13 protein-coding genes are annotated in these 12,894 nt (G+C 53.3%); 5 read left to right on the forward strand and 8 right to left on the reverse strand.

Going from position 1 to position 12,894, the window contains the following annotated elements; genetic code table 11:
• Window positions 1–25: 25 nt before the first annotated feature.
• The gene (locus Q0824_RS10245; RefSeq protein ID WP_298450050.1) at window positions 26–640 is read left to right on the forward strand and encodes a LysE/ArgO family amino acid transporter; all 615 of its coding nucleotides are present in this window, start codon (window positions 26–28) and stop codon (window positions 638–640) included.
• Window positions 641–649: 9 nt separating this feature from the next.
• Here Q0824_RS10245 and Q0824_RS10250 read toward each other — a convergent pair whose 3' ends face one another.
• Window positions 650–1,150 carry an NlpC/P60 family protein gene (locus Q0824_RS10250; protein ID WP_298450051.1) on the reverse strand — a complete coding sequence of 167 codons (501 nt, stop codon included), beginning with the start codon at window positions 1,148–1,150 and terminating at the stop codon, window positions 650–652.
• Between the two features lie 93 nt (window positions 1,151–1,243).
• On the opposite strand from Q0824_RS10250, the gene arfB reads away from it, so the two are divergent.
• On the forward strand, window positions 1,244–1,657 hold the full coding sequence (arfB, locus tag Q0824_RS10255; protein WP_298450053.1) for an alternative ribosome rescue aminoacyl-tRNA hydrolase ArfB: 414 nt from the start codon (window positions 1,244–1,246) through the stop codon (window positions 1,655–1,657).
• Here the strand turns inward: arfB and Q0824_RS10260 are convergent.
• Window positions 1,648–2,724: an alpha/beta hydrolase gene (locus Q0824_RS10260; RefSeq protein ID WP_298450056.1), complete on the reverse strand. Its 1,077-nt coding sequence runs from the start codon at window positions 2,722–2,724 to the stop codon at window positions 1,648–1,650. The genes arfB and Q0824_RS10260 overlap by 10 nt on opposite strands.
• 115 nt (window positions 2,725–2,839) lie before the next feature.
• Between Q0824_RS10260 and Q0824_RS10265 the strand changes: the two genes are divergently transcribed.
• The gene (locus Q0824_RS10265) at window positions 2,840–3,157 is read left to right on the forward strand and encodes a DUF2007 domain-containing protein (protein WP_298450058.1); all 318 of its coding nucleotides are present in this window, start codon (window positions 2,840–2,842) and stop codon (window positions 3,155–3,157) included.
• Between the two features lie 26 nt (window positions 3,158–3,183).
• Here Q0824_RS10265 and rluF read toward each other — a convergent pair whose 3' ends face one another.
• A complete protein-coding gene (gene rluF, locus Q0824_RS10270) occupies window positions 3,184–4,131 on the reverse strand; it encodes a 23S rRNA pseudouridine(2604) synthase RluF (protein WP_298450060.1) in 948 nt (315 codons plus the stop codon).
• 137 nt (window positions 4,132–4,268) lie between these two features.
• Here rluF and Q0824_RS10275 point away from each other — a divergent pair, with 137 nt between their 5' ends.
• Window positions 4,269–5,021, forward strand: coding sequence for a transporter substrate-binding domain-containing protein (locus tag Q0824_RS10275; protein ID WP_298450062.1), 753 nt, complete (start codon window positions 4,269–4,271; stop codon window positions 5,019–5,021).
• Window positions 5,022–5,037: 16 nt separating this feature from the next.
• Here the strand turns inward: Q0824_RS10275 and Q0824_RS10280 are convergent, their stop codons facing one another.
• The 3 genes from Q0824_RS10280 to Q0824_RS10290 form a co-directional block, all read right to left on the reverse strand.
• On the reverse strand, window positions 5,038–5,862 hold the full coding sequence (locus Q0824_RS10280; protein WP_298450064.1) for a DUF6160 family protein: 825 nt from the start codon (window positions 5,860–5,862) through the stop codon (window positions 5,038–5,040).
• A gap of 91 nt (window positions 5,863–5,953) precedes the next feature.
• On the reverse strand, window positions 5,954–7,765 hold the full coding sequence (locus tag Q0824_RS10285) for a choice-of-anchor D domain-containing protein (RefSeq protein WP_298450066.1): 1,812 nt from the start codon (window positions 7,763–7,765) through the stop codon (window positions 5,954–5,956).
• 259 nt (window positions 7,766–8,024) lie between these two features.
• A complete protein-coding gene (locus tag Q0824_RS10290) occupies window positions 8,025–9,047 on the reverse strand; it encodes an AraC family transcriptional regulator (protein ID WP_298450067.1) in 1,023 nt (340 codons plus the stop codon).
• Between the two features lie 206 nt (window positions 9,048–9,253).
• On the opposite strand from Q0824_RS10290, the gene Q0824_RS10295 reads away from it, so the two are divergent.
• Window positions 9,254–9,946 carry a class I SAM-dependent methyltransferase gene (locus tag Q0824_RS10295; RefSeq protein WP_366521650.1) on the forward strand — a complete coding sequence of 231 codons (693 nt, stop codon included), beginning with the start codon at window positions 9,254–9,256 and terminating at the stop codon, window positions 9,944–9,946.
• Window positions 9,947–9,984: 38 nt separating this feature from the next.
• Here the strand turns inward: Q0824_RS10295 and Q0824_RS10300 are convergent, their stop codons facing one another.
• Window positions 9,985–11,292 carry a short-chain fatty acid transporter gene (locus Q0824_RS10300; protein ID WP_298450068.1) on the reverse strand — a complete coding sequence of 436 codons (1,308 nt, stop codon included), beginning with the start codon at window positions 11,290–11,292 and terminating at the stop codon, window positions 9,985–9,987.
• A gap of 155 nt (window positions 11,293–11,447) precedes the next feature.
• Entirely contained in the window at window positions 11,448–12,893 is a 1,446-nt protein-coding gene (locus Q0824_RS10305) for a phospholipase D family protein (protein ID WP_298450069.1), read from the reverse strand.
• Window position 12,894: the final 1 nt, after the last annotated feature.

Raw genomic sequence — 12,894 nt, forward strand, 5'->3', positions numbered from 1 at the left:
ATCTGAAACAGCGGAGTTCGTAACTGTGTTTGAAAGCTACCTTACGGGGTTAATTGTTTGCGGTGGCCTCATCATCGCTATCGGAGCGCAAAACGCTTATGTACTGAGCCAGGCGATACGGCGCGAGCATCACTGGTTGGCAGCGGGCTTGTGTATGGTTTCAGATGTAACACTCTTTACCTTGGGTATGTTCGGCGTAAGTGCAGCGTTGATGGCGATGCCGGAAGCCCTGGAGATTTTGCGCTGGCTTGGGGTGGCTTTCCTTGGCTGGCTTGCCGTTCAGGCATTTGTGAGAGCGGGCAGGGGAAGAGGAGCGCTGGAAGTTGGAGAGGCAAAGCGAAGAAGCTTGAAAGGCGTTTTGTTTACCACGCTGGCGGTGACCTTGCTGAACCCCCAGGTGTATCTGGATACGCTTTTGTTGATTCCAGCGGTAGGTGCTCAGCAGGAGAATGCAACGACCTTTGTAGCGGGGGCCAGTAGCGCTTCAGTTATGTGGTTTGGGTTGTTGGCCTGGAGCGGGTCCGCCATGGCACCGATACTGTCACGCCCAATGGCTTGGCGAATCATTGATGGTGCAATCGGTGTGATGATGGCGGCTATTGCTATTCATCTTGCTGCAAATGGCAGTTTGCAGGGCTAAGTGCCCCGTTTAATCGAAACGGCGGGCCTGGGAAAGGCGGTCGCGCCAATAATAGCCATTCAGATCTGACATGATGACCCCGGACGATGTTGAAGCATGAATGAAGCGATTGTCTCCCATGTAAATGCCGGCGTGTTGATCCTTGCCCGCTATCCGGAAAAAGACAATGTCACCCGGTTCAATGTTCTCAGTGGAAACCGCCTTGCCATGGCGCAGCATGAGTGAGGTGGAACGTGGCAATTGCTGGCCGAGGCTTTCATGATAGGCGGTGGTTATAAAACCCGAGCAGTCAAACCCGCTACCCGTGGTTCCGCCGTAGTGATAGGGCGCACCTTGATAGCGCTCGAATACCTGCCACAGTTTATCGGCTTTCACCGAGCCGGGCGCAGCTTCTTCCGGCTGATACTGTGAGTATGGGGCGGTAGATTGCAATTGTTGGTTGCTGGCGCACCCGCCCAATATAAACGACACGAGAGCCACCACCATGGCATGTTTGGCAAAGTAGGCCATTGGAAGTCCTGAGCAAAGATTCTGTTTGGATACTGTATTATCTTAACCCGGCTATGTCAGGTTACGGTTTGCGCGATTTGGTATCCTAGCGAAATGTTGAAAATATCGAATGCTGTTGAAATTGCGGAATGGGAAATCGAAATTACCCAAATTCGGTCTCAAGGCCCTGGTGGCCAGAATGTGAATAAAGTGGCTTCTGCGGTACACCTTCGCTTTGATGTACCAAACTCTGCGCTGCCGCCGTTTTATAAGGAGCGCCTTATGGCGCTGCAGGACCAGCGCATCAGCAAGGAAGGTGTGGTTGTCATCAAGGCCCAATCGTTTCGTACACTGGAGCAGAATAAGGACGATGCGCTTGAGCGCTTGAAAGAACTGATACTCGAAGCGGTCAAGGTACAGAAAGTGCGCCGTGCTACCAGGCCTTCAAAATCCGCCCGGCGTAAACGGGTGGATAAGAAGACGCAAAAAGGCAGAACCAAGGCGCTGCGCGGCAAGGTTCAGATGTGAGTTGTCTCTGATGCACGTTTTGGGGCTTCGATCTGTTTGATAAAAGCTTGCACGTCAAGAAACGCCTCCTCAGCTTCCGGTAGCATGGGTGTGAAAATCTGCCATACGTGAACCATGTCCGACCAGGTGTGCAACTTCACCTGTGAGCCTGCGGCTTTGGCCTTGGCGGCGTATCGCCGAGCATTATCCAGTAGCATCTCTGAAGTGCTGGCCTGGATCAGTGTCGGGGGCAACTCTGCAAGGTTACCCAGCAGTGGCGATGCAACAGGACTGGTTGGCGAAATTCGGAAAGCCGCCAGTGTTGCCCACCAGATAACCGGCTTTGGAATCTTCGATAAACCGCCGAAAACTGGCCCCAGCATAGGATCTGTAGCGATATTGCTCCGGTTGCTCGGCGCTGAAAGTGTGAGGTCTGTGGACGGTGAAAACGCCACCGCTGCGTTCGCTTGGCGCAGGCCACTGTCACGAATCCAGGCCAGCAGGCCAAGGGTATGGCTGCCACCCGCAGAATCGCCCGCTACCAGAATGAACGAAGCCTCTCCGGCACCCTCCGGGCCGTTATCAATGAGCCAGGCGTATGCTTCACGACTATCTCGCACGCCATCCATAAAACGATGCTCGGGCATCAGGCGATAGTCCACAGCAAAGACGGCGGCATTAGCTATGTGGGATAGACGATCCGTAATGGCTCTGTGGCTGCGTGGACTCCCGGCGGCCCATGCGCCGCCATGAATGTAGAGAATACGCCTCCGGGCATCTGCACCCGGTGCGATCACCCACTCACCGCGGGGGCTATCGCACCGCCGGAATTCGGACTGGAGTTGGAGGCCATCACTCAACCCGTCCATGTGTTTGCGCAGTGCCATGAGTCTTGCTTTACCTCGAAGCCCGTACCCAGCTTTGCGCATCTCTTTTAGCCGCTCGAGCACGTTCTGGTTCTCTGCACTGGGGCTTGTTGTCTTTACTGAATAGGTTTCCTCATCCAGATGAGAGAGATCCTCTATGCGAAAAAGCAGAAAAGTCAGTGCAACGATAAGTAAAACAACAGTGGCGATAATCCAGAACATGAGTAGCCCGTATCCTGAGAGTTGGCCCGGATGCTCCGGGCACACTATGCTTTGTATCAAAGCATCGCAGATTTTTGCGATTGATACCTTCAAATGTCACAGAAGGAGAAGGGCGATGCAAATAGCCTATCGGGCCAAGGACATCACAGAAGCGCATATCGTTGCCGGGCTACTGAACGCCCGCGGCATTGAAACCCATGTAGGTGGCCTTTATCTGCAGGGTGCAATGGGCGAGATTGGTGCTGCGGGTTTCAGCAATGTTCATGTGGGCGATGAGGATCTCTACCCGGCCCGGCAGGTGATTGCAGAGTATGAGGCAAACGGGCAGGGCGCTCCCGCTGCGGAAGCTCGTGATGGCAAACCCGACTCTTATGCTCGCTGGTTTTTGTTGACCGTGTCAGTTCTGGCACTAATTTGGTTAAACCTTCGCTGATGCATCTGCCTTGTCGTGCTTGTTGATCACCGCTTGACGCTACGCTGCCTTGGCTTTCCGGCTTTGGGGCGCTTTGACGATACAGGTCTTTTTCCTGCAGGGGGCCTTGTGTTTGATGGCCCCGGCTTTTTCCTGCCTTTATTGCCCTCCCGTTGGCCTGCTTTTGGCCCAGGTGCAGGCGGGCGCGCGGAGCCCTTGGGTTTGCCAGTCGCCTTTTTCCTGGCGGTGGCGGGCTTGTCTGGCGCGCCATCTGATGATGAATCACGTATGGCATTAAACAGGCCTGCCAGTTCTTTCTCCGTAAGATCCCGCCATTGACCTACCGCCAACCCTTTCAGATTGACGTTCATAATACGGACGCGCTCAAGCCGGGTGACCTCAAATCCGAAGTGCTCGCTCATTCTACGAATCTGTCGATTCAGCCCTTGCACCAATATTATGCGAAATACAAAACGGCTCTCTTGTACTACTTTGCATTTTTTGGTCATGGTGCCGAGGATGGGTACGCCCCCTGCCATGCCTTGGATAAAAGACTTGGTGATGGGCTTGTCGACCGTTACCACATATTCTTTTTCGTGATTGTTCCCGGCACGAAGGATTTTGTTGACCAGATCGCCGTTGCTGGTCATGAAAATCAGGCCCTGGGAGTCTTTGTCGAGGCGGCCGATTGGGAAAATACGCGTACTGTGACCAACAAAACGCTGTATGTTGTACCTTTCCGCATCGTCGGTTGTGCTGACAATACCCACGGGTTTGTTGAGAGCAATAAACACCAGATCTTCTTCTGCCCGCGGCTCGATCACCTGGCCGTTAACTCTGACCGTATCGCCGGGTAATACCTGATCCCCCACGCTGGCGCGCTTGCCATTGATGTAGACATTGCCCTGCTCAATGTAACGATCCGCTTCCCGGCGGGAACACATGCCGCTTTCGCTGATGTATTTGTTAAGGCGCGTGGAATGATTGCTGGTCATTTACTGTCCGGTTGTGAAGCTGAGAGCGGGCATCATAGCAGGCAGCTGATTCTCTCGCAGCCCACCGGTTGGTGCTTTATTGCGCAGTCTGTCATTATTTTCCAATGTATTTCTCAGCCCTGAGGGCGCAGATATCAATGAATGATACCTATTATTTTTTCGCAGTGTGGCGGGTGTGCTTTTGCAGAGTCTTCGCTGGCCTCGCTCTGCTGCTTGTCCTGCCTGCTTCCGCGCAGACGCTTCACCTGGTAACGGAGGAGTGGCCGGGCCTGATTAACGATACACCGCAAGGGCCTGGTGGTGTGCTATGGGAAATATCAAGAGACGTGCTGGAAAGCATGGGATATCAGATAAAACTGGATTTTGTTCCTTGGAAGAGGGCTCAGCGCCTGGTGGCAGAGAATGCGCGCGACGGTATTATTGGCATGGGCATAACCGATGAGCGAGAGAAAGTTTATCAGTTCCCGGATGAGGCACTTCTGGTGAGTGAAACTGCGGTCTACACGCTGAAAGACAAAAGCTTCGAATATGACGGCCTGGATTCCCTGACAGGAATGAACGTTGGGGTTTCCCCAGGCTATACGTACTCGCCTGAGGTCAGGGCTGCCACCCATTTTGAGCAAGTGAGTATGCCAACTATAGAATCTGGGTTGAAGATGCTGCTGCTGGGGCGGATCGATGCCATGTTGGCAAACCGGAATGTTGTCTGGAAACAGGGCGAGCAGCTGGGTATTGAAGATCAAATCAAGGCTTCCGGAAAACCTGTTAGTGGGGGCCCGGTTTACCTGGCTTTTAGTCCGGAAATTTCTGGTGAGTTTTTGGAGGCATTTTCTCAGGCACTGAAGCGCTACAAGGATACAGAGGCTCATGCAGTTGATGGCCTCCGGTAAACCGGAGGCCATTTTTTCAGTGCCCGTAAATCCGCATGCTTGTGTTCTGGATTGCGAGGTTATCCAGAGCAACTGAGCCAATCGAGGTGCCGCCTACGAGCACTTGCCCGATGGTAATGTCGGCCTCAAAGGTGTTCAGATCAATTGCCAGAGCTGAACTGCCGTTGGCCCGTGTACCGTTATAGATATCCAAATCTACTTTCGCGCCAAGGCGCGTGATAAGCGGGTTGTTTGGATCGAAGTCGGCGCCAGTCACGCGCATGTCACGAATGCCAAGAGCGAGGAACGGGATATCGACATCCAGGTCATCTATGGCAAACATGGTTTGCACATTCATCTTGTCGGTTGCTGTGTCGATGCGAATTTTCAGCTCCGTCAGGATGCCATCCATGGCGAAATTATTGGCCAACAGGGTGGAGTCGGTGTGTCCCTGTAGTGACCATTCGCCAGTCGTCACAGAAAAATCGATTGGTGCTGCAACCAATGGGAATACGTTGATCAGCGCATCACCATCATCTGCAATATCAATTTCCACCTTGATGTTATCGATCAAGGTACTGGACTGACCAAACAGCAGATTCCGGATTCCGGGATCTGTAAATTCAGCAAACATGTCGGTGCGATTGGCACCGCCAATGAAAATATCTTTTACGGACAGTGAACCTTCATCCGTGTAGCGGAACTCTCCAATATTGACCTGGGTTTCCAGCTCAATAGTGACACCGGCCTGGCCGGTGATATTACCCATGTGGGTATCTTCAAGTGGCTTTAACTCCGCGTGTGCCGCGAACGACAGACTTGAAATTGCCAGCACCAGTACTGATTTCTTCAGGCTTTTCATAACGATTCCTTTTTTTGCTTTTGTTATGTAGGTCAGCCGGCTTTTACGCCGGCTGACCTGTTGGGGCTATATTTAATTAGCCCTCTTTTCCTTACAGTTCCGGAGTCAACGTCAGGTCGATGGTGTTGCCGGAACCAGTCAGGAACTGGTTAAGAACGCTTGTCAGAAGACCACAGTTTTCCAGTGGTGGCAGGTCGTACACGCCGCTCACGTCGCCGCCGGTTGCAGGCGAGAAGTTAGAGCCATCTTTGGAGGTCAAAGTAATATCCACAGGCTGGATTGACTGGCACTGATCGCCGCCGCCAACTTTGATAGGCAGGCCGAACAGCTTGAGCTGAACCTTTGGCACCTTGATAAACAGGTGCGAGTTTGCGGTCAACTTGCCGTTTACCAGGCTGCCAGTGGTCATTTCAGACTGCTGGAACTCAACATTTGCTGTCGCTTTCAGGCGGCTGAACAGCACTTTGATTGAGAAATGACCAACGGTAGGGTCAACGTTCAGATCGGCTTCGAAAGTGCCGCTTGCCAGTTCCAGAAGCGTTGCGATGCTGCCGGTCAGAGGCAGGCTGCTGTCCGACGACTTGATGTAGGTAGAGCCTGAAAGGCCCAGCAACAGCTCGATTTCATTCGTAGGTGCTTCAAAGCCTTCGGCGCTCAGGGTTACGGAAACCTCCGGGTTCTCAGCGTCGTTAGAAGAAATCACCAACTGTGCATTGCGCACACCCGCTGAAGCGGCTGTGAAGCCAACATCGATAGCACAGGTCTGCGAAGGAGCCACGGTGGTGCAGTTGTTGGTCTGCAGGAACTCGCTCGCGTCTGGGCCCGCAACGTTGATGCTGTTGATAAGCAGGGTGTCAGTGCCATTGTTGGAAATGGTGACCTGAGCAGATTTGCTCTGGCCTAGCTGAATCCGGCCAAGGTCCACAGAACCGGGTGTTACAGCAATTTCAGGCACTGGTGCCAGAACACTGCGGCCAGTCAGTGCAACGTCGACAGAACTGTTTTCTGCGTCGGTTGAGTTGATGGTCAGAGTTGCACTCTGTGGGCCTTCGCCATCTGGAATATAAGTAAGGTTTACGTCACAGCTTGCGCCGGCTGCGATGGTGTTGCAGCTGTTGCTTTGCATGAATGCACTGGCGTTTGTGCCGGCAATCGAGATGCTGTTGATGCCCAGAGCGGCATTGCCAGTATTGCTCAGAGTAATGGTTTCATCTTTGGTAAGACCTGCCTGCACATTACCAAAGGCCACGTCGGTGCGGTTTACTGCGATACGTGGTGTTTCGACAACGTCACCTTCTACGGTAACGTTTTGCAGCAAGTTATCCTGACCCGCGAGCAGGGTACAGTTGGTCGTGATTTCGCCAATCGGTGCAGGTGCAATGTCACCATTGGCTGTGCGAGCCACCAGATTCAATGTCAGTCCGCCAACGCGAATTTCTGCATTGCCGATATCCTGCTCGGTAAAGGTGAACTCCGGGGCCTGGCCATTTGCTGGAACAGTGAACGGACCTGATTCTGACGGAATGGGGCTGGGGGGAATTGTAAGAGTAACGGTCTGCTCGACTGTGCGACCCGCAGTAATAATCTGGTTGGTGTTTACTGCTGTGCCTTCCACAGTTTCTGAACCGACCAGTTTAAGACCGGTACGGGAGTCCTCGTTTACCAGCGTCATCGCGGTTACCGAAAACGCGGGTAAAGGAGTACCAACGACGGCGCTTGTTGGAATATCGGCGCTGATTTCAGCACTGATGGGCTGCTCACCGATCAGTGGGAATGGGCAGCTGAATTGGAGGTTGGTGGAAACCGGGGCTGCGATAGCGCTCCCGGCGCCGGACATTAATGCCGCCGCTGCCAGGGCGGGCGCAATTACGCGACCGCGGGGGGTGGAGTTCCTGAGTTTCATGAGTTCGTCCTCTGTAAAGCATCGTTGTTATAGGAGGGCGCGCAGACTGCACCGACTAAGGACTGCTCGATCGGACATGCAAAAGACCCTATTGCCACGCGTTTAAACGCAAGTGTGCCCGAGTATTAGGCCTTTGAAGGTGGTTGTGGGTCATTGCCGTTCCCGGCATGGTCTTTGTTCAAAGCGGAGATATAGCGCAGAGAATGTCGAAACCGTGACCGGATTCAAATTGCTCCGGTCACGCCTCGCTAGTCAGGGATCAGGTTGTTTTGCGGGATTGCTTTCGAACATCGCCGGGTGTTTTGCCGGTCCATCCACGGTAGGCTTTGGTAAAGCTTGCCTGATCGCTGAACCCGAGTTTTTCGGCAATGGATTCCAGTGGAACGTTAGTGTCGTTCAGATAGAGAGTTGCGAAGTTTTCGCGAATTTCATTTCTGACTTCACGAAACGATGTGCCAGCACTGGCCAGGTGCTGGCGCAACGTGCGAGTGCTGATGTCGAGACGCCGGGCAATATTGGTGGTAGTGCACGGCCGGCCGGGCTGGGTCATGATCATGTCTCGAACCTGCATCAGTGTTTCATCAGCCAAACCGGTTTTTTCTTCCTTGCTTTTCCGGCTGCGGGCCAGCAAAAATCGCAGGCTGGCTGTATCCTTTTGAGTAGGCTGCCCCTTCAGTGCCATGGAAATCTGATTGAATGGTGCATCGAAACGGAATTCGCAATCCGGCGCCAATGATTGCCAAGAATGGGTGTCGCGGTTGGAGGGAAAGGCAAACTGAATATCGAAATGCTCGCATACCTCCGCTGATACGCGATGAATACTGCCCAGGTACATTTTTGTTACGCAGGGGGCCAGCTCACCAAGCCCCCACGTATCGAGCAGTCGGATGTGGAAGGTTGATCCGGTAGAGTGCAGTTCCATGTCCATCAGCGGAAGCCCTACCCGGAGGTATTGCACGATCATGCTGATGAGTTGTCGGGGGTTGTCTTGGCCGAGTACGGCAAATCCCAGAAGCCCATGGCTTGGCAGATCCAGCTGTTGCCCGAACTGAAATGCCGCCCGTTCGTCATTCATCAGCCAGTCGGCTTTTTGCAGCGCTGTTGTTATTTGCTGCATGCTGACGCTTGCGTCCGGATCGTCCAACATGGCGTCGGTTATGTCGGTGTCGTTGAGAAGGGCTGCCCGCTTCACGCCTCTTCGCTCCATGAATTCGATGAACCGACGAACATAGCGAGCAGAAATCAGCGGGACTTCAAGCGCCATACTATTCGAAATATCCATATTCCTGTCCCTGGGGCGAGAATAGCCCTTCACATCGTCATGAATTACGATTGCTATTGTTTGCGAAAATCCGTTACTGCAGGCTTTCTTCGGCGGGCAGTATAGGCACGTTGGGTTGAAGATATTTTTGGGGCCCGTCACGAAATAGTTGTCATGGCCGGAAATGACAATGAAACATTTGTCAGGTTTGAGGGTGCGGAACAGACATGCATTTGCAAAAATTTACTGGGATGTCAGAGAAAAAGCCGGATGCCAGTGCGGGCGCAATATGCAGTGTGTGCGGGCAGGGCGAGTTGGCAGGATTTCAGACCTTGGGTGATAAAGAGTACCTGCGATGCCCACACTGCAGTGCAACAATTATGGCCCGGAAAAGCTGGCTTGGGCCGGACGAGGAGCGTGCGGTTTATGGGCTGCACGAGAATGATCCGGGTGATACAGGCTACCGGTCTTTTCTTGAGAAACTTGCTTTGCCCATGCTTGAGCGCATTCAGCCAGGGGCTTCCGGGTTGGATTTCGGCTGTGGCCCTGGCCCAGCACTGGCAGAAATGATGCGGGAGGCGGGTATGAAAGTGGCGCTTTACGATCCGTTTTTCCATCCGGCCGAGTCTGCGCTGAGCCACCAGTATGATTTCATTACCTGCACCGAGGTTGTGGAGCATTTACATCACCCGGCCGAGGTGTTCCGTCAGCTGGATGGTTTGTTAAAGCCCGGGGGGTGGCTAGGTGTGATGACCTGTTTTCAGACCTGCGATGATCGATTTGATAAGTGGCACTATCGGCGGGACCCCACTCATGTTGTGTTCTACCGAGAGGCAACATTGAAGGTTGTTGCTGAACGTATGGGCTGGGCTATGTCTGTACCATGCAAGGATGTGGCAATGTTTTATAAGTCGTTATAGAAACCGGGGGCAATGCGCCCCCGATTTGTTTTAAGCCTTTAAAGCCAGGTAAGACCCACGCTGATGATCGCGCCGGTGATGAACAGTAGCATCAGGCAGTATCCCATGATGTCTTTTGCTTTGAGCCCTGCAATAGCCAGTACCGGCAATGCCCAGAAAGGTTGCAGGAGGTTGGTCCAAGCGTCGCCCCAGGCAACTGCCATAGCCACTCGTGGAATGCTTGCGCCAAGCTCCTGGGCTGCCGGTAGCATGACCGGTGCCTGCACGGCCCACTGGCCGCCACCAGAGGGAACAAAAATGTTCACCAGGCCTGCACTGATAAAGCTCCAGAACGGCAGGCTTTCTGCAGTGGCCATGGATACAAACCCCGAGGAAATACTGGCGGCCAGCCCCGAGGCCGTCATTACTCCCATGATTCCGGCATAGAATGGAAACTGGATAACAATGCCTGAACCGCCTTTAACGGCTTCATTCAAGCTATCAAGCAGCCGTTTAGGCGTTTGGTGAAGAATGATTGCCAGGAACAGGAACATGAAGTTGACGATGTTCAGGTTCAGGCCGCCACCGTCCATAAAATACTGGAAAATGAATGCCAAGCCACTGAAGCCAATCAGCCAAGCCAGTATTCTGCTGTTTTCGAGATGGTCCGCAGGGCGGAGGATGGATACGCGGGTGTCTGGCTCGTCATCAAGTACCGCAGGATCAACGTAAACGCTCTCTTCTTCTGAGGGTAGCATCAGTCGGTTTACCGTAGGCACAACAATAAATAGCGCTACGATGATTGCCAGGTTGAAGAAAGCAAAGATGGTTTCGCTGGTGCCAATTACGCCAATGACGTCAGCGGTAAAATGTCCATCGGTTGCGATGACCAGCGGAATTGAGCCCGCAAGGCCGCCATGCCAAACAATAAAGCCTGAGTAGGCACTGGCTATCAGCAATGGATAGTGAACCCTTACTTGCCGTGCAAGTGCTTTGGCAAAAAGGGCACCTACCACCAGGCCAAAGCCCCAGTTGATCCAGCTCGCGACAAGTGCCACGAAGGTAACCAGAACAATCGCCTGGCCGGGTGTGCTTGCAAGAGACGCAATCCGATTCAGTATTCCGCGAACAAGTGGTGTGCTAGCCAACATGAATCCGGTAACCAGAACGAGCAGCATCTGCATCGAGAACGTGAGCAGGCTCCAGAACCCGTTGCCCCACATTTCGACCACAGCCATTGGGCTGTGGCCTTCGAATACCATGGCGGCAATGAAAGCAAAAAGAGAGAGAATCAGGACAAAAATATAGGGATCAGGCAGGTACTTATCTACCAGGCTGACCATTGGCCGAGCGGCTCTATTGAGCATTGGGTATCTCCTTGTTCTTGTTGATTTTGACCTATAGCAGCTTAGATGGTCGCGAGATAAAAACCAAACTAAAAGGCATAAGCGAAAGGTATAGGGAGACTTTCGCGAACGAAGGTGCTTTAGGCGAGAGGGGGAAGAAGAGAGGGCGCTTTAATTCAGAACGTGGATAGCCCGGTGGCTTCCATTAAGCGATAACGCCAGTAGCGTAGCCGGGAGTCATCGGCCCAGCGCTCATAGGGCAGGCTCAGTACTGGATCGCTGCCTGGGCCCGACTGCCACTGTGTTTCAAAGAAACTAACGGATTTAGTGGCCACTTCAGAATCAGCTGGTACGGATACCCAGGCGTTGGTTTCCAGGTTCAGATCATCAAGGTTGCGCCGGGTAAAGTTGGCGGAGCCCAGCAGAAGTTCAGTCGGGCCCACCAATGGGCGGAACATCAACAGTTTACTGTGGCACTGCTCGCCAAAGGTGTTGCACCAGCGTACCGGGATGCCGGCTTTGTGAAGTTCCAGGGCAACCTGTCGGTTGGGTATGCCGCTTTTCTGGTGGCCGAACGCTTCGTTATTGGCGTCGAGAATTACCCGCACCTGTGCGCCGCGCTTATGGGCATCGAGCAGGGCAGCAACAATCTCCCGGTGTGAGAGATAGAAAAAGGCGAGATCCAGGTGGCTTCCGCTCTCGGCCTTGGTGATCATCTCTAGTGCGGCATCCCGAATTGCAGATTCTGTTTTAATTGCAACGGTGCCGGTGGCACTCTCATCAGGTAGTTGATGCGAAGCCGTCTGGTTGATCAGTTCGTCCAGTATCGGGTTGGGCTGGCCAGACATTGCCAGAACCGCTTGCTCAGTTTTCAGAACATCGGCAACCGCAGGGCCAGTAAAGCTGATGGCAATGTTGCTGTGTCGGCTGCTGCCATCGTGAGGGTTCGCAGATGTTATAAGAGCGCGCAGTTTATCCCCTTCATCTGTAACCAGAACCTTGCGATGGTTTGCTTTGAAGTTGGGCAAGGCAAGGTAGCTGCGAACAGTGACAGGCTCTGTGCCCAGAGCGTTTGGTAGCCAACCACCTTCAGAATTATTTCCAAACCATTGGCAGCAAACGCGCCAGATTGCAGACCATGCGGGGTTGCTGTCACGAAGTGGCCGCAAATTTGTCTCTGTTACCGCAATGCTAGCTTGACGTAGCGCTTGAAACCAGGGCGACACTGAGCCTCCGTAAAGGGTATTCAGCGGGTCTGAGATAACAATAATTTCCAGCTTTGGCCGCTCTGCCTTCCGGTTGATCAGTGCCTGGGTAAGCTGCTCGGAAAGACGACGATGCTCCACGCCCTCTGGGCTGCTGCTATTGAAGAGAAACATGTCGACCAGAATGAGGGATTGAGCCTGGCTTATGAGGCGCAGGACTTCGTCGAATATTTCATGGTCGCGGGTTTCTGAGCCATCGCTGTGATGGTAGGTCGAATCCGTCAGTAGCGTTGCGTCGTTGAGGGGATAGGTGTCGCCGTTGTGGCTGATCCCGGGGGGCAGGGGCTTGTAGGAGTGATACAAGCCCACACCAACCAGTGTCAGAATTATGAATGCGAGCAATATCTTCAATGACATA

Source organism: uncultured Marinobacter sp. (genome assembly GCF_947488835.1).
In the GTDB taxonomy this organism is placed as follows: domain Bacteria; phylum Pseudomonadota; class Gammaproteobacteria; order Pseudomonadales; family Oleiphilaceae; genus Marinobacter.

Coding starts and splice junctions, on each gene's coding strand:
- Q0824_RS10250 (WP_298450051.1), bottom strand. CDS start 1,150: ATGGCCTACTTTGCCAAACATGCCATGGTGGTGGCTCTCGTGTCGTTT.
- arfB (WP_298450053.1), top strand. CDS start 1,244: ATGTTGAAAATATCGAATGCTGTTGAAATTGCGGAATGGGAAATCGAA.
- Q0824_RS10260 (WP_298450056.1), bottom strand. CDS start 2,724: ATGTTCTGGATTATCGCCACTGTTGTTTTACTTATCGTTGCACTGACT.
- Q0824_RS10265 (WP_298450058.1), top strand. CDS start 2,840: ATGCAAATAGCCTATCGGGCCAAGGACATCACAGAAGCGCATATCGTT.
- rluF (WP_298450060.1), bottom strand. CDS start 4,131: ATGACCAGCAATCATTCCACGCGCCTTAACAAATACATCAGCGAAAGC.
- Q0824_RS10275 (WP_298450062.1), top strand. CDS start 4,269: ATGAATGATACCTATTATTTTTTCGCAGTGTGGCGGGTGTGCTTTTGC.
- Q0824_RS10280 (WP_298450064.1), bottom strand. CDS start 5,862: ATGAAAAGCCTGAAGAAATCAGTACTGGTGCTGGCAATTTCAAGTCTG.
- Q0824_RS10285 (WP_298450066.1), bottom strand. CDS start 7,765: ATGAAACTCAGGAACTCCACCCCCCGCGGTCGCGTAATTGCGCCCGCC.
- Q0824_RS10290 (WP_298450067.1), bottom strand. CDS start 9,047: ATGGATATTTCGAATAGTATGGCGCTTGAAGTCCCGCTGATTTCTGCT.
- Q0824_RS10295 (WP_366521650.1), top strand. CDS start 9,254: ATGCATTTGCAAAAATTTACTGGGATGTCAGAGAAAAAGCCGGATGCC.
- Q0824_RS10300 (WP_298450068.1), bottom strand. CDS start 11,292: ATGCTCAATAGAGCCGCTCGGCCAATGGTCAGCCTGGTAGATAAGTAC.
- Q0824_RS10305 (WP_298450069.1), bottom strand. CDS start 12,893: ATGTCATTGAAGATATTGCTCGCATTCATAATTCTGACACTGGTTGGT.